Raw genomic sequence first — 18,489 nt, 5'->3', positions numbered from 1 at the left:
GTAGCCGTATCGGAAGGTGCGGCTGGATCACCTCCTTTCCAGAGCTTGCATTGCTGCGCAAGCGCTCACGCTTATCGGCTGTGGTTAGTAGAAGCAACGCAGACAGGCTCAGGGGTCTGTAGCTCAGTCGGTTAGAGCACCGTCTTGATAAGGCGGGGGTCGATGGTTCGAATCCATCCAGACCCACCATCCTTGTCTGTGGTGCAGGCTGGGCACCCGTGAGTGCTGTATGACCGGGGGATTAGCTCAGCTGGGAGAGCACCTGCTTTGCAAGCAGGGGGTCGTCGGTTCGATCCCGTCATCCTCCACCAATCCTCAATGCCAAGGGTTCAGCATGAAGTGGGATGCTGAGTACTTTGCATTGGCGATTGAGCCAGTCAGAGCGGTACACAGTGTGACTGTGATATCGGCTGTCGTTCTTTAACAATCAGGAAGAAGTAGTAAAGAGATTCACGAAAGCGTACTTAGAGATGGGTGCGTGAGTAGGTGAATCAGGGTTGTGATTGTATCGATGTATTTTTAAGTGATCGAAAGATTGCTTTGGAATACGGCGCAACACGAATACTCAACCTGTAGCGGGTGCGTCTTGAGACACACCTGTTATAGGGTCAAGCGAACAAGTGCATGTGGTGGATGCCTTGGCGATCACAGGCGATGAAGGACGCGGTAGCCTGCGAAAAGCTCCGGGGAGCTGGCAAACAAGCTTTGATCCGGAGATGTCCGAATGGGGAAACCCACTCCTAATGGAGTATCCATGACTGAATACATAGGTCATGTGAAGCGAACGCGGTGAACTGAAACATCTAAGTAACCGCAGGAAAAGAAATCAACCGAGATTCCCAAAGTAGTGGCGAGCGAAATGGGATCAGCCTGTACTCTTTATTCTCATTGTTAGTCGAACGCTCTGGAAAGTGCGGCCATAGCAGGTGATAGCCCTGTAGACGAAAACAGCGAGGAAGAACTAGGTGTACGACAAGTAGGGCGGGACACGTGAAATCCTGTCTGAAGATGGGGGGACCATCCTCCAAGGCTAAATACTCGTGATCGACCGATAGTGAACCAGTACCGTGAGGGAAAGGCGAAAAGAACCCCGGGAGGGGAGTGAAATAGATCCTGAAACCGCATGCATACAAACAGTCGGAGCCTCGCAAGGGGTGACGGCGTACCTTTTGTATAATGGGTCAGCGACTTACATTCAGTGGCAAGCTTAACCGATTAGGGCAGGCGTAGCGAAAGCGAGTCCGAACAGGGCGTTCAGTCGCTGGGTGTAGACCCGAAACCAGGTGATCTATCCATGGCCAGGTTGAAGGCACGGTAACACGTGCTGGAGGACCGAACCCACTAACGTTGAAAAGTTAGGGGATGAGCTGTGGATAGGGGTGAAAGGCTAAACAAACCTGGAAATAGCTGGTTCTCTCCGAAAACTATTTAGGTAGTGCCTCGTGTATCACCTTCGGGGGTAGAGCACTGTCATGGTTGTGGGGTCCATTGCGGATTACTACGCCATAGCAAACTCCGAATACCGAAGAGTGCAATCACGGGAGACAGACATCGGGTGCTAACGTCCGGTGTCAAGAGGGAAACAACCCAGACCGCCAGCTAAGGTCCCCAAATATGACTAAGTGGGAAACGAAGTGGGAAGGCTAAAACAGTCAGGAGGTTGGCTTAGAAGCAGCCACCCTTTAAAGAAAGCGTAATAGCTCACTGATCGAGTCGTCCTGCGCGGAAGATGTAACGGGGCTAAGTCATATACCGAAGCTGCGGATGCGTGCTTTGCACGCATGGTAGGAGAGCGTTCCGTAAGCCTGCGAAGGTGCACTGGAAAGTGTGCTGGAGGTATCGGAAGTGCGAATGCTGACATGAGTAGCGATAAAGGGGGTGAAAGGCCCCCTCGCCGTAAGCCCAAGGTTTCCTACGCAACGTTCATCGGCGTAGGGTGAGTCGGCCCCTAAGGCGAGGCAGAAATGCGTAGCTGATGGGAAGCAGATTAATATTTCTGCACCATTGTGAAATGCGATGGGGGGACGGATCGCGGAAGGTTGTCCGGGTGTTGGAAGTCCCGGTCGCTGCATTGAAGAGGGTGCTTTGGCAAATCCGGGCACAGGACTCAAGGGTGTGGCGCGAGCTTCTTCGGAAGCGAAGCAACTGGAAGGGGTTCCAGGAAAAGCCTCTAAGCTTCAGTTTCACAGTGACCGTACCGCAAACCGACACAGGTGGGCGAGATGAGTATTCTAAGGCGCTTGAGAGAACTCGGGAGAAGGAACTCGGCAAATTGGTACCGTAACTTCGGGATAAGGTACGCCCTTGTAGCTTGACTGGCCTGCGCCAGGAGGGTGAAAGGGTTGCAATAAACTGGTGGCTGCGACTGTTTAATAAAAACACAGCACTCTGCAAACACGAAAGTGGACGTATAGGGTGTGACGCCTGCCCGGTGCCGGAAGATTAAATGATGGGGTGCAAGCTCTTGATTGAAGTCCCGGTAAACGGCGGCCGTAACTATAACGGTCCTAAGGTAGCGAAATTCCTTGTCGGGTAAGTTCCGACCTGCACGAATGGCGTAACGATGGCCACACTGTCTCCTCCCGAGACTCAGCGAAGTTGAAGTGTTTGTGATGATGCAATCTCCCCGCGGCTAGACGGAAAGACCCCATGAACCTTTACTGTAGCTTTGCATTGGACTTTGAACCGGTCTGTGTAGGATAGGTGGGAGGCTATGAAGCGTGGACGCCAGTCTGCGTGGAGCCGTCCTTGAAATACCACCCTGATCTGTTTGAGGTTCTAACCTTGGCCCGTAATCCGGGTCGGGGACAGTGCATGGTAGGCAGTTTGACTGGGGCGGTCTCCTCCCAAAGTGTAACGGAGGAGTACGAAGGTACGCTAGGTACGGTCGGAAATCGTGCTGATAGTGCAATGGCATAAGCGTGCTTGACTGTGAGACTGACAAGTCGAACAGGTGCGAAAGCAGGTCATAGTGATCCGGTGGTTCTGTATGGAAGGGCCATCGCTCAACGGATAAAAGGTACTCTGGGGATAACAGGCTGATACCGCCCAAGAGTTCATATCGACGGCGGTGTTTGGCACCTCGATGTCGGCTCATCTCATCCTGGGGCTGTAGCCGGTCCCAAGGGTATGGCTGTTCGCCATTTAAAGAGGTACGTGAGCTGGGTTTAAAACGTCGTGAGACAGTTTGGTCCCTATCTGCCGTGGGCGCTGGATATTTGAAGGGGGCTGCTCCTAGTACGAGAGGACCGGAGTGGACGAACCTCTGGTGTACCGGTTGTCACGCCAGTGGCATCGCCGGGTAGCTATGTTCGGAAGAGATAACCGCTGAAAGCATCTAAGCGGGAAACTCGCCTTAAGATGAGATATCCCCGGGGCTTCGAGCCCCTTGAAGGGTCGTTCAAGACCAGGACGTTGATAGGTCAGGTGTGCACGTACAGTAATGTACTGAGCTAACTGATACTAATTGCCCGTAAGGCTTGATCCTATAACCGGTGTGTTTTACCCCCAGCAGGGGGAGCGACACGCACACGGTTGAGATCGGTGTTGTGCCAGAAACAACGCAACCCCCACACACGAATCCTTTACGCTTCTTCCCGATTGGCTGTGGCGCATACCATTGCGACGCAGCAACCCGTCATGCCTGATGACCATAGCGAGTCGGTCCCACCCCTTCCCATCCCGAACAGGACCGTGAAACGACTCCACGCCGATGATAGTGCGGATTGCCCGTGTGAAAGTAGGTAATCGTCAGGCTCCTCACCCAGTCAGAAACCCCACCCACCGCGGTGGGGTTTCTGCGTTTACGCGCCCGAAATTTACGAGCAGCATTGAGGCAAGCGATATCTCCACCCGCCTCAACGCATCGCAACTTTCTACTTTCCCTGCGCCAGAAACTTCTGCGCCAGCCGAACCCAGTACGTCGAACCCACCGGCAATAGCTCGTCGTTGAAGTCATAGCTCGCGTTGTGCAACATACAAGGGCCCGCGCCGTGGCCAGCTTCTCGGTGGCCGCCATCGCCGTTGCCCAAGAACGCATAGCAACCCGGTTTCGCCAGCAGCATGAACGAAAAGTCCTCGGCTCCCATGGTCGGTTCAACTGCGTCATCGACATTTTCCGCGCCAACGACCTCTTTCATGATCGACGCCGCAAAACGCGCTTCCTCGCTGCTGTTGATCGTCGGGGGATAGTTCCGGTGGAACTGGATCTGAACGGAGCAATCGTATGCTTCGGCTGTGCTCTGCGCGATCTTGCGCATGCGCGACTCGATCAGGTCGAGCGTTTCGGTCGTGAAGGTCCGCACGGTCCCCGCGATCCATGCGTCATTCGGCACGACGTTGACCGCATCGCCGGCATGTATCTGCGTAATCGACAATACCGCAGTATCCAGCGGCTTTTTGTTCCGCGTGATGATACTTTGCAGCCCGCTGGCAATTTGCACCGCCGTAAAGACCGGATCGCGGCCATTGTGAGGTAGCGCCGCATGCGAGCCGACCCCCATGATTGCGATGCGAAATTCATTGCTCGATGCCATGATCGGGCCTTCGGTCACGCCGAAGTGGCCCGCGGGCATGCCAGGCCAGTTATGAATGCCGAACACGGCGTCCACGGGAAATTGCGTGAATAGGCCGTCGTCCATCATCGCCTTCGCGCCGGCGCCCCCTTCTTCGGCCGGCTGGAAAATGAACACGATCGTGCCGTCGAAATCGCCGTGTTTGGCCAGATAGCGGGCGGCGCCGAGCAGCATCGCCGTATGCCCGTCATGGCCGCACGCGTGCATCTTGCCGTCGTTCGTCGAGCGATGATCAAAGCTGTTGACCTCCTGGATCGGTAGCGCGTCCATATCGGCACGCAGACCAATCGCGCGCGAGCCGTTACCGCGCTTCAATACGCCGACTACACCGGTCTTGCCCAATCCACGGTGGGTCTCGATGCCCCAGGACTCGAGCGAACGCGCGACGAGATCAGCAGTCGCCGTCTCTTCATAGCGCAGCTCCGGGTGGGCATGGATGGTTCGTCGAAGGGTCTGGATTTCGCCGCGAGCGGCCTGAATTTCGGGGATCAGTTTCATGATGGAGTGATTATGCGTTTGTGCTTGACTAGCGATGAGATCGCTGCGGACCACGTCGGCCCGGGCGTTGCGGATAATTCATTCTACGCCGAAGGCATTTTTAGCGGCACCATCCAGGCCGACGGGCTATCGACGTAATAAAATTCCATTTTGACCGACCGCTCACTGCTCGCCAGGACACATTGCCGATGAACGCCCCGACCGAATTCGCGCGCGCCGTGTGCCCGCACGATTGCCCCGACACCTGCGCGATGCGCGTGACCGTCGACAACGGACGTGCGATCAAGGTCGTCGGCGATCCCGACCACCCGCCGACCCAGGGCGTGCTGTGCACGAAGGTCAGCCGCTACGCTGAGCGTGTGTACCATCCGAACCGCTTGACGACGCCGATGAAGCGCGTCGGCAGCAAGGGCGAGGGCCGCTTCGAGCCGATCAGCTGGGACGAAGCGTTGGACCTCGCCGCAAGCCGCCTCGGCGAGATTGCCCAACGGGCGCCCGAAGCGATTCTGCCGTACAGCTACGCGGGCACGATGGGCCTGGTGCAGGGTGACAGCATCGCGCAGCGCTTCTTCCACAAGCTCGGCGCATCGCAGCTGGATCGGACGATTTGCGCGGCTGCCGGCGCAGCTGGCCTCAAATACACGTATGGCGGCGGCCTCGGGATGCACACCGAGTATTTCGCTGAGAGCGAGGTGATCCTGATCTGGGGAGCCAATCCGATCGCATCGAATCTGCATTTCTGGACGCGCGCGCAAGAAGCCAAGCGTCGCGGCGCCCGGCTGATCGCAATCGATCCGTATCGCTCGCTCACCGCGGAGAAATGCCATCAACACATCGCGCTGAAGCCAGGCACAGACGGGGCTCTCGCGCTCGGCATCATGAACGTGCTGATCACCGAGGATCTGCTCGACCACGAATACATCGCGGCGCACACGCTCGGCTTCACCGACTTGAAGGCGCGCGCGCTCGGCTATCCACTGTCACGCGTTAGTGAAATTTGTGGGCTCGAAGAACACGAAATCGCCGAACTTGCGCGACTTTACGCTAGCACGAAGAAAGCCGCGATCCGCTTGAACTACGGTCTTCAGCGAGTGCGCGGCGGCGGCAATGCGGTGCGCGCGATTGCGTGTCTGCCGTCGCTGACGGGCGCGTGGCGCGAGCGTGCGGGCGGGGCGCTGTTGTCGTCGAGCGGTTGGGCACCGGTTGACTCGCACGCGTTGCAGCGTCCCGACCTGACGCCGGGCTGGCCCTCGAAGCCGAGCCGCGTGATCAATATGAATGCGATCGGCGACGCATTGCTGCATCCGGGCGACGCGACGTTCGGCCCCAAGGTCGAGGCGATCGTCGTCTACAACTCGAATCCGGTCGCGGTCGCACCGGACTCCGAACGCGTCGCGGCCGGCTTCGCGCGTGAGGATCTGTTCACGATCGTGCTCGAGCATTTCCAGACCGACACCGCGGATTACGCCGACCTGCTGCTGCCCGCCACGACGCAGCTCGAGCACCTCGACGTGCACAAGTCGTACGGCCAGACGCACGTGATGGTCAACCTGCCCGCCATCGCGCCTATCGGCGACGCACGCCCGAATACCGAGATCTTTCGCGGCCTCGCGCGTCGCATGGGCCTGACGGAACCGGCGCTCTTCGACAGCGATGAAGCGGTCGCGCAAGCCGCATTTGACTGGGATGACAACACGCTGGCCGGTGTCGACTGGCCGACGCTGAGGCAAGCCGGCTGGGCCCGTCTCAATCTGCCTGACGCGCCATTTGCCGACGGCGGTTTTCGCACGCCGTCCGGCAAGTGCGAGTTCTACAGCGAGCGACTTGCACAACAGGGTCTCGACCCGCTGCCCGACTACCTGCCACCCTACGAGTCGGCCGACGGCGCTCCCGAGCTGGCGGCCCGCTATCCGCTCGCGATGATCTCGCCGCCCGCGCGCAACTTCCTGAACAGCACCTTCGTGAACGTCGAGAGTCTTCGCGCGACCGAAGGCGAACCGCATCTGGACATCCACCCGACGGACGCGCAGACGCGCGGCATCGGCGACGGCGATCAGGTGCGCATCTTCAACGACCGCGGCTCGATGCAGGCGCGCGCCCGCGTGACTGATCGGGCGCGCGAAGGGCTGGTCGTCGGGTTGTCGATCTGGTGGAAGAAGCTGGCGCCGGACGGCCGCAACGCCAACCAGCTGACGAGTCAGGCACTCACCGATCTCGGCGGATCCGCGACGTTTTACGACTGTCTCGTCGAAGTCGAGCGGGCCTGAGAACCGCGCGCACATTGAAGCTGGTGCCCAGCCTCGCAAGTTCGAGGCTGCCGTCTAACCTCATCGCTTTGGCCATTGGCCGCAATATGCCCATGCTACGATGCGTTTTTAGCACGACCATTCGAAAATAATTCAGGAGACGCTGCATGGAGAAAATCTGGCTGAAATCTTATCCGCCCGGCGTTCCCGCAGAGATCGACCCGACCCGCTACTCGTCGGTGGCCGAGTTGCTCGAGGAAGCCTTTCGCGAACACCGCGCGAAGCCGGCGTTCGTGTGCATGGGCAAGCAGATCAGCTACGGTGAACTCGACCAGCTTTCGCGCAATCTTGCGGCGTGGCTGCAGTCGAAGGGACTCACGCGCGGCGCGCGTGTCGCGATCATGATGCCGAACGTGCTGCAGTATCCGGTCGCGATCGCCGCGATTCTGCGCGCGGGCTATGTGGTCGTAAATGTGAATCCGCTGTACACGCCGCGCGAACTCGAACATCAACTGAAGGACAGCGGCGCTGAGGCGATCATCCTTCTCGAGAATTTCGCGGGGACCTTGCAGGCGATCGTGCGCAACACGCCGGTCAAGCATGTTGTGGTCGCGGCGATGGGCGACCTGATGGGCATCAAGGGCCCGCTCGTGAACTTCGTCGTGCGCAAGGTGAAGAAGATGGTGCCGGCGTGGAGCCTGCCCGGGCACGTCAAGTTCAACGACGCGGTTTCGGAGGGCGCACGTGTGACCTTCAAGCCGGTCCAGCAGGGGCCTGACGATATCGCGTTTCTGCAGTACACGGGCGGCACCACGGGCGTGGCCAAGGGTGCGACGCTGCTGCACCGGAACCTGATCGCGAACGTGCTGCAGTCGGAGGTCTGGCTCAATCCGGTGCGCGCGAAACGCACCGATATCGACCAATTCATCACGGTCGTCGCGCTGCCGCTGTATCACGTATTCGCGTTGACCGTGTGCGGGCTGCTGACGATCCGCACCGGCGGGCTCGGCGTGCTGATTCCGAACCCGCGCGATATCCCCGGCATGATCAAGTCGCTCGAGGGTTACGCGATTACGACGATTCCCGCCGTCAACACGCTGTACAACGCGATGTTGAACAGCCCCGACTTCCACAAGCTCGATTTCTCGAAGCTGCTGACCGCGAACGGTGGCGGCATGGCGGTGCAGGAGGCGGTCGCCAGGCGCTGGTTCGAGCTGACAGGCACGCCGATCGTCGAGGGCTACGGGTTGTCGGAAACGTCGCCGTGCGTGACCTGCAATCCCGTCACCGCCACTGAATACAGCGGCACGATCGGCCTGCCGCTGCCGTCGACCGAGATATCGATCCGCGACGACGAAGGCAACGAAGTGCCGCCCGGCCAGCCCGGCGAGATCTGCATCCGCGGCCCGCAGGTGATGGCGGGCTACTGGAACCGGCCCGACGAAACGGCCAAGGTGATGACGGCGGACGGCTTCTTCAAATCGGGGGACGTCGGCATCATGAGCGCGGACGGCTTCGTGAAGATCGTCGATCGCAAGAAGGACATGATTCTGGTGTCCGGCTTCAATGTGTATCCGAATGAAGTCGAGGACGTCGTCGCAAAGCTGCCGGGCGTGTTCGAAGTCGCGGCGGTCGGCGTACCCGATCAGCATTCCGGCGAAGCGGTGAAGCTGTTCGTCGTGAAGAAGGATCCGTCGCTGACCGACGAACAGATCTTCGCGTACTGCAAAACGCAACTGACTGGTTACAAGCGGCCCAAGGTCGTCGAATTCCGCACCGAACTGCCGAAGAGCAACGTCGGCAAGATCCTGCGCCGCGAATTGCGCGACGGCAGGGCGTAAGCGAGCAAAGAACAAAAGCCCGGCGCACGAAAGTGCGCCGGGCTTTTTGCTGCGCGGACGAAATCCGGGGACAAAAAAAGGCGCCCGAAGGCGCCTTGAGACAAACTGCTTTTTTACGACTTATTAGAACTTGTGGCGGATACCGATACGAGCCGCGACCTGGTTGGTGGTCGACGAACCGGTCAGGCCGTTGATGCCTGCCGTTGCTGCGACCACCTGACCAGCGGAGTTGAGCGTCTCGCCCAGCGAGTGCTGGTACACGCCGATGAGGTACACGTCCGTACGCTTGGACAGGAAGTAGTCCACGCCGAGTGCGCCCTGATGGTACTGAGCACGCGAGTTGCCTTCGATCTGCTCGCCGCGCGTGTAGTCATACGCCGCGCCGACCAGCAGTGCCGGGGTCAACTGATACTTGAAGTTGATTTCGCCGTTGTTGAACGTTGCCTTCTGGCCCGTGAACGGCGACGCGAACGTCTTGCCCAGGTTGCCGAACTGGATGTTCGAATACGTCAGGCCGATGGTAGCCGCGCCGAACGTGTACGCGCCGCCCGCACCGATGACCTGGTACGTGTTGGCCGATGCGAAGCCTTGGTAGATCGGGGTCGTCACGGCTGCGTTAGCAGCGGCAATCGTGCCACCGTTGTTGAACAGACCGCCCGACGCTGCCGGCGTACGTGCGTTCAAGTAACCAACGCCCAATTGCAGCGGACCGTTGTTATAGCCAGCACCCAACGACCAGATCTGGTTGCTGGTGAAGTTGCCTGCCTGGCCGCCGAAGCTATACGTGCCGCCGAACGTCAGGCCGTTGTAGTTCGCGCTCGTGTACTTGACCGTGTTGTTGGTGCGATACGCGTTGTTGAAGTTATCGATGTCGCCCGGGTGAGCGGCGAGGTAGCCGCCCCACTGATCGCCCGCTTCGAACGGACCCACGTAGTCGACGACGGAGTCGTACTGACGACCCAGCGTGACCGTGCCGAACTGGCTCGACAGACCGACGTATGCCTGACGACCGAACATCAGGCCACCTTGACCGAGCTTGCCGTTGGTCGTGTCAAAGCCGTTTTCCAAAACGAACAGAGCCTTCAGACCGCCGCCCAGATCTTCCGTGCCACGCAGGCCGAAACGCGAGCCTTGCAGGACGCCGCTGGTCATTGCGTACTGCTGGTAGCCGCCGGGGACTTTGCTGCCGAGGCCGACGTTGTTGGTAAAGGTGATACCCACATCAACGATGCCGTACAGGGTCACGCTGCTCTGCGCATGAGCGACGCCTGCGAATGCGCCCAGTGCTGCGAGAGCGAGAAGCGACTTTTTCATCGAATGATCTCCAAGGATTACTGCGAATCTTTTGTACAAGGCGAAATATTTAGTAGGTGCTGAGGGCCTTGCTTGTCCAACTTCGCGAGAAGTTGCCACGTAATGTAACAAAAGGCATACATGGGACAAAGAAAAAGGAGCCGCTCCGGAGGGTTGCTGTTTCGTTTACGCAACATGGTCTAGAATCCGAAATTAACCGCCCGTTTCATGCGGATTGGTGCCTGTCAGGCTGCGGATTTCGCGTCGCAAGGCCTTGTCGCGCGGACCTTCCGGAACGATGCGGCGGTTGTCGAATCAGGGAGTGCTTTATGTTGCTGGACGAGTTGATTGGCGAGTTTGATCGGGGTTTACGCTCACTGACGGGGGTCTCGCGGATGAGCCGTCCGCTGCCGCTTCCGCAGGCTTCTGCGACGACGGCCGAGGCGCCCGAACTCTCGCCCGCGGAGCGCGCGCATGCGGCGGGTTTGATGCGGGTGAACCACGTCGGCGAAGTGTGCGCGCAGGCGCTTTACCAGGCGCAGAAACTCGCCACCGATTCGCCTTCGTTGCGCGCGATGTTCGATCACGCCGCGTCGGAAGAAGAAGACCATCTGGCGTGGACCTCCAAACGCCTCGAAGCGCTCGACTCGCGTCCCAGTCTGCTCAATCCGCTGTGGTACACCGGCGCGCTCGCGATTGGACTCGCCGCGGGACGTTTCGGCGATCGCGTGAGTCTCGGCTTCATGGCCGAAACGGAGCGCCAGGTCGAGCAGCATCTCGACAGTCATCTCGACCAGCTGCCCGCCGCGGACCACGAATCGCGCGCGATCGTCGAGCAGATGCGCGTCGATGAAGCGCAGCACGGCAAGGCCGCGATGGACGCGGGCGGCATCGAGTTGCCGTTTCCGGCGCGCGCGTTGATGCGCGCGATGTCGAAGGTGATGACGCGCACCGCCTATTACATATGAGCGTTTCACCCGCTTCGCTCCGCACACCGGAGCAACGCACGTATCGCCTCAACTATCGCTGAACGCATTTTTCGCAGGTGGGACGGCGCCGCACGCGCCGTTCGTCATCCGTCCCCGCAACGCCGCGTTTTCCCTTCCACACGCCCTTAACGATCTCTTTCAATCCACGCTGTTTCCCCGCACTTTTCACGTATCACCTTCACAAGTTGCACTAGCCCATTCATTTATAACGGTTTTCCGTTTTATGCGGGACGTGAAGGAGTCGCGCTAAGTCCTTGTTCTAGCAAACAAAATCCGCTCGAAAAGCGGGCCGCTCCCTTGACCCCTGTTTAGCGTTCCTCTAAAGTGGGAGACAGTGTGAGAAAGTGTATTTTTGTGTGTTCGCGACATCACTTTCAGGTAGATTTTCACGGACCGGGCGGGCGGCGCAAATAGCGTCGAATAGGGGAGAGCAAAGTGTTCCAAGGGGCGTCGGCGCTGACGCTCGATGCGAAAGGGCGGATGTCGATTCCCTCTCGTTATCGGGATGCGCTGCAAACACAGGCAGAGGGCCGGGTGACGATCACCAAGCACCCGGACGGCTGCCTGTTGCTCTTTCCGCGCCCCGAATGGGAAATCTTCCGCGACAAGGTCGACAAGCTGCCCATGAACGCAGCCTGGTGGAAACGCATTTTTCTCGGCAATGCAATGGATGTGGATATGGACGGCGCAGGCCGTGTGCTCGTGTCGCCGGAGTTGCGCGCGGCTGGCTCGCTGGAAAAGGAAGTGACCTTGCTCGGCATGGGGCGTCACTTCGAGCTGTGGGATGCACAGATTTACGCCGCGAAGGAACAGGCGGCGATCGCCGAGGGCATGCCCGACGCGTTGAAAGACTTCACGTTCTGATCGCGGCTAATTTATATGGCTTCTGCGATGGGAAACGAATTGCAGCATCGCACGGTGCTGTTGAACGAAGCGGTCGATGCGCTGGTCACGCGCGCCGACGGCACGTATGTGGACGGCACGTTCGGCCGTGGCGGCCATAGCCGCCTCGTGCTGGAACGGCTCGGTGAAGCGGGACGGCTGATCGCGTTCGACAAAGATCCGCTCGCGATCGCGACGGCGCAGAAAATCGCCGATCCGCGCTTTGCCATCGTCCACGAGAGTTTTGCTTCACTGCGCGGCGCGATGGCTGAGCGCGGGGTAGGGCGTGTGTCGGGGGTGTTGCTGGATCTGGGCGTGTCGTCGCCGCAAGTCGACGATCCGGAGCGGGGCTTCAGCTTTCGCGCCGACGGCCCGCTCGACATGCGGATGGACCCGACGCGCGGTGAGTCCGCGGCTGACTGGCTCGCGCGGGCTACGGTGCAGGAACTGACGGAGGTGATACGAGATTATGGGGAAGAACGGTTTGCTTTTCAGATTGCAAAGGCGCTTGTTGCTCGCCGGGCAGAGTCCGACCGTCTTGGGCCTCTCGTCAGCACGGGCGAGCTTGCCCAAATCGTGGCTAACGTCGTCAAAACCCGTGAGAAGGGCAAGGACCCGGCAACCCGCACCTTTCAGGCTATACGGATTCACGTCAATCAAGAGCTTGCGGAGCTGCAAGTCGTTCTAGAAGCAGCGTTGTCGTTGTTGGAGCAAGGGGGGCGGCTGGTGGTCATCAGCTTTCATTCGCTCGAGGACCGTATCGTCAAGCGATTCATGCAGGCGCACGCAAGCACGCCGGCGGTCGACCGCCGCCTGCCGATCCGTGCGGTCGACCTGCCGAGCCCTCCGCTCAAGATAATCGGCCGCGTTTTCGCGAGCGACGCCGAAGTCGCCGACAACCCGCGCGCCCGTTCTGCCGTGATGCGCGTGGCGGAGCGGATCGCGCCATGAACCGTCTCAATATTTTCCTGCTGATCATCGTGATGGGCTGTGCCTTGTCGGTCGTCAACGCGACCAATCAGCAGCGTCAGATCTTTATCCAGCTGCAGCGCGCGCAGTCGCAGGAGCGTCAGCTGCAGCAGGACTATTCGCAGCTTCAATATCAGCAGAGCGCGCTGTCCAAAACGTCGCGCATCGAACAGCTCGCCACCGCCTCGCTGAAGATGCAATCGGTCACCACGGGCCGCACCCAGTACCTGACGCTCGACCCGGGCGCCGCGACGGCGATCGACGCCCCCATTCCGACTTCCGCGCCGGCCTCGGCGCCGGTCGCGACCCGTCGCGGAGCCACGCGATGAAAAAATCGTCGGCCCACAAGAGCGTTGCGTTTTCGGCCAACCCGATCCTGTCGGTGCGTCTGCCGATGTGGCGCTCGAAGCTCGTCGTGTTCATGCTGTTCATGGCGTTCGTTGCGCTCGCCGCGCGCGCGTTCTGGATTCAGGGCCCGGGCAACGCGTTCTATCTGAAGCAGGGCGAAATCCGCTATCAGCGCCGCATCGACATGCCCGCCACGCGCGGCAAGATTCTCGACCGCAACGGCCTCGTGCTCGCCACGAGTCTGCCGGTGCGCGCAATCTGGGCGATTCCGGAATCGGTGCCCGACGACCTCGGCGCCGACAAGCTCGACTCGCTCGGCAAGCTGCTCGGCATGACCACGAAGGAGCTGCGCGCGAAGCTGTCGGAAGACAAGACCTTCGTCTATGTGAAGCGCCAGGTGCCGGTCGACGTCGCTGACAAAGTCGTGGCGCTCGACATTCCCGGCATCTACTCGCGCGACGAGTACAAGCGCTTCTATCCGGAAGGCGAAATCACCGCTCACCTGATCGGCTTCACGAACGTCGAGGACGAGGGGCAGGAAGGCGTCGAGCTCGGCGACCAGAAACTGCTCGCGGGCATGTCGGGCAGCCGTCGCGTGATCAAGGACCGGATGGGCCACATCATCGAGGACGTCGACGAGCAGGTCGTGCCGCACAACGGCCGCGACGTCGATCTGTCGATCGACAGCAAGATCCAGTACATCGCCTATACGAACCTGAAAGCGGCCGTCGAGAAATTCAAGGCGAAGGCCGGCGCGGCGATGGTAATCGACGTGCGCACCGGCGAAGTGCTCGCGCTCGTCAACTACCCGACCTACAACCCGAACGACCGCACGCACCTGACCGGCGACCAGCTGCGCAATCGCATCCTGACCGACACGTTCGAGCCGGGCTCGATCATGAAGCCGTTCACGATTTCGCTCGCGCTCGATCTGCACCGCGTGACGCCGACTACACTGGTGGATACGGGCAACGGTCACTTCGTACTCGACGGCGCGCCGATTACCGACGACAGCGGCTTCGGCGTGCTGACGGTCGGCGGCGTGATCCAGAAGTCGAGCAACATCGGCGCGACCAAGATCGCCATGCAGCTGCGGCCCGAAGAGATGTGGAACATGTACACCAGCATCGGTCTCGGCCAGGCGCCGAAGGTCGGTTTCCCGGGCGCGGCGGCGGGCCGCCTGCGTCCGTGGAAGAGCTGGCGCCGCATCGAGCAGGCGACGATGTCGTACGGCTACGGCCTGTCGGTGTCGCTGTTCCAGCTCGGCCGCGCGTACACCGCGATCGCGCACGACGGCCAGATCATGCCGGTGACGATTTTCCATGCGCCGGGCGACCAGCCGGCCGTCGGTCCGCAGATCTTTTCGCCGACCACCGCGCGTGAAGTGCGCACGATGCTCGAAACCGTCGTGTCGGCGCAAGGCACGTCGCCGGATGCGGCGGTGCCCGGCTATCGCGTCGGCGGCAAGAGCGGCACCGCATACAAACACGGGCCGCACGGCTACGACCACTCCAAATATCGCGCGTCGTTCGTCGGCATGGCGCCAATGCCGAATCCGCGCATCGTCGTCGCGGTGTCGGTCGACGAGCCGACGGCGGGCAGCCACTTCGGCGGTCAGGTGTCGGGCCCGGTGTTCTCGGGCATCGTCGGCGATACGCTGCGCGCGCTGAACGTGCCGCCCGACATGCCCGTCAAGCAGATGGTCGTGTCCGACGATTCGGCGCCGCCTGCGCCCGGCGCGCCGGCAGCGCCGGCCGCACAGCCCGCGGCAAGGAAGCTGTCGACGAGCCCGGGCGTGAAGAAGCTGACCATTTCCGCCAACCCGAAAAATCATCCGGGAGTCGAGCGATGAGCGCGCTGCGCGAGCAACATCCAGCGCACCGGCAGATCGCCGACGCCCTCGCCTGGCTGCACGCGCACGTGCAGCCAGGCGCGCATCTGCACGCCGACACGCGCTCGCTCGCGGCCGGCGACGCGTACTTCGCGTACGCGGTCGACGGCGCCGACAACCGCGCGTTCATCGACGCGGCCATCGAACGCGGCGCGGCCGCCGTGCTGGTGCAACCCGAAGGCTTCAGCGGCGCGCTCGATGCGTGCGTCGCGCACGCGGTGCCTGCGTTGAACGAACTCGCCGGCACGATCGCGAGCGCGTGGTATCGCGATCCGAGCGACGCGATGCTCGCGGTCGGCATCACCGGCACGAACGGCAAGACCTCGTGCAGCCAGTGGGTAGCCGCGGCGCTGTCCGCGCTCGGCACGCGCTGTGCGATCGTCGGCACGCTCGGCACGGGGCTCGTCGGCCAGCTCGTGCACACCGGCTTCACGACGCCCGACGCACCGCAATTGCAGCGCAGCCTCGCGCAATTGCGTGACGCGGGCGCGCAGGCGGTGGCGATGGAAGTGTCGTCGCATGCGCTGCATCAGGGGCGCGTGAACGGCACCGCGTTCGATATCGCGGTGTTCACGAACCTGACGCAGGACCATCTCGACTATCACGGCACGTTCGAGGCGTACGAAGCCGCCAAGGCGCGCCTGTTCGCATGGCCGGAACTGCGCGCGGCCGTGATCAATCGCGACGACGCCGCGGGCCGGCGTTTGCTCGCGAGCACGCTTGGTCACGCGCGCACGATCGCCTATGGCATCGAGGACGGGCAAGGACAAGGACAAGGACAAGGCACCGCTGACGCCAAAGACACTCCTCAAGCCGACGCGTGGCTCACCGCCTCGAACGTGCGTGCCACCGCCACCGGCACCGCGTTTCATCTGAGCACGTCGGAGTGGGGCAACGCCGAAGTCGAAGTGCAAACGCTCGGCCTCTTCAACGTCAGCAATCTGCTCGCGGTGCTCGGCGTGCTGCTTGCCGCCGACGTGCCGTTCGACGCGGCGCTCGCCGAACTCGCGAAGCTCGACCCGGTGAACGGCCGGATGCAGCGTTTGGGCGGCCGTCTGCAGAACGACGAACCGCTCGTCGTGATCGATTACGCGCACACACCCGATGCGCTCGAAAAAACGCTCGAAGCGCTGCGCCCGATCGCGACCGCGCGCGGCGGCGAACTCGTCTGCATGTTCGGCTGCGGAGGCGACCGCGATGCGACCAAGCGTCCGCTGATGGGCGCGATTGCCGAGCGGCTGGCCGACCAAGTCGTCGTGACGAGCGACAACCCGCGCAGCGAAGATCCGCTCGCGATCATCGAGCAAATCGCCGCGGGCATGCAGCACGCTTTCACGGCACGCCGCATCGAGGACCGCGCGAGCGCGATCCTGCAGGCGATCCGCGGCGCCGCGCGCGAGGACGTGATCGTGCTGGCCGGCAAAGGGCACGAAGCCACACAGGAAATCATGGGCAAGAAACGCGCTTTCTCCGATCAGGATCACGCCCGCCTCGCGCTCGCCGCGCGGGCCACACAAACACGCGGAGGTGGCGAATGACCATGTTCTCGCTACGTGCAGCCGTTGCGCAGATCCCCGGCGCGAGCGTCACCGGCGACGACAGCGTGCGCTTCGAGCGCGTGTCGACCGATAGCCGCAGCGCCGGTCCCGGCGATCTGTTCATCGCGATCAAGGGCGATCGTTTCGACGCGCACGACTTCCTGCCGCAAGTCGCCGAGCACAACGTCGCGGCCGTGCTCGTCGCGCGCACGCCGGAGAACTGGAGCGTGCCCGCGATCCGCGTCGCCGATACGCGCGCAGCGCTCGGCGCGCTCGCGCGCGGCTGGCGTCGTCAGTTCGACCTGCCGCTCGTCGCGGTCACGGGCAGCAATGGCAAGACCACGGTCAAGGAAATGATCGCGTCGATCTTCGCGGCCGCGGTCGGCGCGGATGCGCGTCTCGCGACCTCGGGCAATTTCAACAACGACATCGGTCTGCCGCTCACGCTGTTCCGTCTGCACGCCGCGCATCGGCTCGCGGTGGTCGAACTCGGCATGAACCATCCGGGCGAAACCGAACTGCTCGCGAAACTTGCCGAGCCGACGGTGGCCGTCGTCAACAACGCGCAGCGCGAGCACCAGGAATTCATGGCGACCGTCGAAGCGGTCGCGCTCGAACACGCGAGCGTGATTCACGCGCTGTCGCCGGAAGGCACGGCGGTGTTCCCCGCCGACGACGCGTACGCGAGCATCTGGCGCGTCGCCGCCACCGGCAACCGCATCATCGATTTCGCGCTGAACAGCGCGGAGCGCACGACCGAAGCCGCGGTGAAGGGCACGTTCGACGGCAAGCGCTTGAGCATCGACACGCCGCAAGGCCATCTCGACGTCACGCTGCAGGTGCTGGGCAATCACAACGCGCACAACGCGCTCGCGGCGACTTCCGCCGCACTCGCCGCAGGTGTGTCGCTCGACGCGATCCAGCGCGGCCTCGAATCGTTCGGCGCGGTGAAGGGCCGTCTGCAGGTCAAGCAGGCAGCGCTCGGCACGCTCGCGGGCGCAACCGTGATCGACGACACCTACAACGCGAATCCCGATTCGATGCGCGCCGCGATCGACGTGCTCGCGTCGCGTGAATCGCCGCGAGTCCTCGTGATGGGCGACATGGGTGAAGTCGGCGACAACGGCCCGGCATTTCACCGCGAAATCGGCGCGTATGCGAAAGAGCGCGGTATCGACGCGCTGTATGCGATGGGCGACGCCTCGCGCGACGCCTGCACCGCATATGGCGCGGGCGCGCACCACGTCGCCGATGTCGGCGCGCTGGTCGCGCAATTGCAGCAGGCCGGCTTCGGCGCTGCCGCAACGCTTCTCGTGAAAGGCTCGCGCTTCATGCAGATGGAGCGCGTGGTGGACGCCGTTACGAGTCCACAACCCAACGCCGCGGGCACGACGCCCGCTGCACATTGAAATAGAAGGAT

Annotated in this window: 11 protein-coding genes, 2 tRNA genes and 3 rRNA genes (1 of these 16 running past the window's edge); 14 read left to right on the top strand and 2 right to left on the bottom strand. The window is 61.6% G+C overall.

The annotated features are described in order from the left end of the window. The 5 genes from L0U84_RS17600 to rrf all read left to right on the top strand — a co-directional run. Positions 1 to 38: ribosomal RNA gene (locus L0U84_RS17600) — 16S ribosomal RNA — on the top strand (it extends 1,493 nt beyond the left edge of the window). Positions 39 to 112: 74 nt separating this feature from the next. Beyond that, positions 113 to 189: transfer RNA gene (locus L0U84_RS17595), tRNA-Ile, on the top strand. A gap of 46 nt (positions 190 to 235) precedes the next feature. Next, positions 236 to 311, top strand: a tRNA-Ala gene (locus L0U84_RS17590). 295 nt (positions 312 to 606) lie between these two features. Then, positions 607 to 3,487: ribosomal RNA gene (locus tag L0U84_RS17585) — 23S ribosomal RNA — on the top strand. A 155-nt stretch (positions 3,488 to 3,642) separates the two neighbouring features. Then, positions 3,643 to 3,756: ribosomal RNA gene (rrf, locus tag L0U84_RS17580) — 5S ribosomal RNA — on the top strand. The 16S, 23S and 5S rRNA genes sit together here with 2 tRNA genes alongside, the layout of an rRNA operon. A 119-nt stretch (positions 3,757 to 3,875) precedes the next feature. Here rrf and L0U84_RS17575 read toward each other — a convergent pair. Beyond that, positions 3,876 to 5,072, bottom strand: a complete 1,197-nt coding sequence (locus tag L0U84_RS17575) for a M20 aminoacylase family protein (RefSeq protein WP_233851437.1) — start codon at positions 5,070 to 5,072, stop codon at positions 3,876 to 3,878. A gap of 188 nt (positions 5,073 to 5,260) precedes the next feature. On the opposite strand from L0U84_RS17575, the gene L0U84_RS17570 reads away from it, so the two are divergent. Both L0U84_RS17570 and L0U84_RS17565 read left to right on the top strand, forming a co-directional pair. Then, on the top strand, positions 5,261 to 7,339 hold the full coding sequence (locus tag L0U84_RS17570; RefSeq protein WP_233851436.1) for a molybdopterin-containing oxidoreductase family protein: 2,079 nt from the start codon (positions 5,261 to 5,263) through the stop codon (positions 7,337 to 7,339). A gap of 146 nt (positions 7,340 to 7,485) precedes the next feature. After that, the gene (locus L0U84_RS17565) at positions 7,486 to 9,159 is read left to right on the top strand and encodes a long-chain fatty acid--CoA ligase (protein WP_233851435.1); all 1,674 of its coding nucleotides are present in this window, start codon (positions 7,486 to 7,488) and stop codon (positions 9,157 to 9,159) included. A gap of 123 nt (positions 9,160 to 9,282) precedes the next feature. Here L0U84_RS17565 and L0U84_RS17560 read toward each other — a convergent pair whose 3' ends face one another. After that, positions 9,283 to 10,473 carry a porin gene (locus L0U84_RS17560; protein ID WP_233851434.1) on the bottom strand — a complete coding sequence of 397 codons (1,191 nt, stop codon included), beginning with the start codon at positions 10,471 to 10,473 and terminating at the stop codon, positions 9,283 to 9,285. Positions 10,474 to 10,781: 308 nt separating this feature from the next. On the opposite strand from L0U84_RS17560, the gene coq7 reads away from it, so the two are divergent. The 7 genes from coq7 to L0U84_RS17525 all read left to right on the top strand — a co-directional run bounded on the left by coq7 (position 10,782) and on the right by L0U84_RS17525 (position 18,478). Continuing rightward, the gene (gene coq7, locus L0U84_RS17555) at positions 10,782 to 11,420 is read left to right on the top strand and encodes a 2-polyprenyl-3-methyl-6-methoxy-1,4-benzoquinone monooxygenase (protein WP_233851432.1); all 639 of its coding nucleotides are present in this window, start codon (positions 10,782 to 10,784) and stop codon (positions 11,418 to 11,420) included. A gap of 456 nt (positions 11,421 to 11,876) precedes the next feature. After that, positions 11,877 to 12,305: a division/cell wall cluster transcriptional repressor MraZ gene (gene mraZ, locus L0U84_RS17550; protein ID WP_013090620.1), complete on the top strand. Its 429-nt coding sequence runs from the start codon at positions 11,877 to 11,879 to the stop codon at positions 12,303 to 12,305. 15 nt (positions 12,306 to 12,320) lie between these two features. Continuing rightward, positions 12,321 to 13,274, top strand: a complete 954-nt coding sequence (rsmH, locus tag L0U84_RS17545; RefSeq protein WP_233851430.1) for a 16S rRNA (cytosine(1402)-N(4))-methyltransferase RsmH — start codon at positions 12,321 to 12,323, stop codon at positions 13,272 to 13,274. Further along, positions 13,271 to 13,621: a cell division protein FtsL gene (gene ftsL, locus L0U84_RS17540; RefSeq protein WP_233851428.1), complete on the top strand. Its 351-nt coding sequence runs from the start codon at positions 13,271 to 13,273 to the stop codon at positions 13,619 to 13,621. The genes rsmH and ftsL overlap by 4 nt, the downstream gene beginning before the upstream one ends. Beyond that, positions 13,618 to 15,492 carry a peptidoglycan D,D-transpeptidase FtsI family protein gene (locus L0U84_RS17535; RefSeq protein ID WP_233851426.1) on the top strand — a complete coding sequence of 625 codons (1,875 nt, stop codon included), beginning with the start codon at positions 13,618 to 13,620 and terminating at the stop codon, positions 15,490 to 15,492. The genes ftsL and L0U84_RS17535 overlap by 4 nt, the downstream gene beginning before the upstream one ends. Next, positions 15,489 to 17,069 carry a UDP-N-acetylmuramoyl-L-alanyl-D-glutamate--2,6-diaminopimelate ligase gene (locus tag L0U84_RS17530; RefSeq protein ID WP_233851425.1) on the top strand — a complete coding sequence of 527 codons (1,581 nt, stop codon included), beginning with the start codon at positions 15,489 to 15,491 and terminating at the stop codon, positions 17,067 to 17,069. Before L0U84_RS17535 ends, L0U84_RS17530 begins: the two co-directional genes overlap by 4 nt. Then, positions 17,066 to 18,478 carry a UDP-N-acetylmuramoyl-tripeptide--D-alanyl-D-alanine ligase gene (locus L0U84_RS17525; RefSeq protein ID WP_233851423.1) on the top strand — a complete coding sequence of 471 codons (1,413 nt, stop codon included), beginning with the start codon at positions 17,066 to 17,068 and terminating at the stop codon, positions 18,476 to 18,478. The genes L0U84_RS17530 and L0U84_RS17525 overlap by 4 nt, the downstream gene beginning before the upstream one ends. Positions 18,479 to 18,489 lie beyond the last annotated feature (11 nt).

The sequence above is a fragment of the Paraburkholderia sp. HD33-4 genome, from assembly GCF_021390635.1.
Lineage (GTDB): Bacteria > Pseudomonadota > Gammaproteobacteria > Burkholderiales > Burkholderiaceae > Paraburkholderia.
The sequence above is the reverse complement of the archived record's forward strand: the minus strand, read 5'-3'. Positions and strand labels throughout refer to the sequence as shown.

What these genes read in the sequence shown, in the direction of transcription:
- L0U84_RS17565 (WP_233851435.1), top strand. Translation starts at nt 7,486, where the DNA reads ATGGAGAAAATCTGGCTGAAATCTTATCCGCCCGGCGTTCCCGCAGAG.
- L0U84_RS17530 (WP_233851425.1), top strand. Translation starts at nt 15,489, where the DNA reads ATGAGCGCGCTGCGCGAGCAACATCCAGCGCACCGGCAGATCGCCGAC.
- L0U84_RS17535 (WP_233851426.1), top strand. Translation starts at nt 13,618, where the DNA reads ATGAAAAAATCGTCGGCCCACAAGAGCGTTGCGTTTTCGGCCAACCCG.
- L0U84_RS17575 (WP_233851437.1), bottom strand. Translation starts at nt 5,072, where the DNA reads ATGAAACTGATCCCCGAAATTCAGGCCGCTCGCGGCGAAATCCAGACC.
- L0U84_RS17525 (WP_233851423.1), top strand. Translation starts at nt 17,066, where the DNA reads ATGACCATGTTCTCGCTACGTGCAGCCGTTGCGCAGATCCCCGGCGCG.
- coq7 (WP_233851432.1), top strand. Translation starts at nt 10,782, where the DNA reads ATGTTGCTGGACGAGTTGATTGGCGAGTTTGATCGGGGTTTACGCTCA.
- L0U84_RS17560 (WP_233851434.1), bottom strand. Translation starts at nt 10,473, where the DNA reads ATGAAAAAGTCGCTTCTCGCTCTCGCAGCACTGGGCGCATTCGCAGGC.
- L0U84_RS17570 (WP_233851436.1), top strand. Translation starts at nt 5,261, where the DNA reads ATGAACGCCCCGACCGAATTCGCGCGCGCCGTGTGCCCGCACGATTGC.
- ftsL (WP_233851428.1), top strand. Translation starts at nt 13,271, where the DNA reads ATGAACCGTCTCAATATTTTCCTGCTGATCATCGTGATGGGCTGTGCC.
- rsmH (WP_233851430.1), top strand. Translation starts at nt 12,321, where the DNA reads ATGGCTTCTGCGATGGGAAACGAATTGCAGCATCGCACGGTGCTGTTG.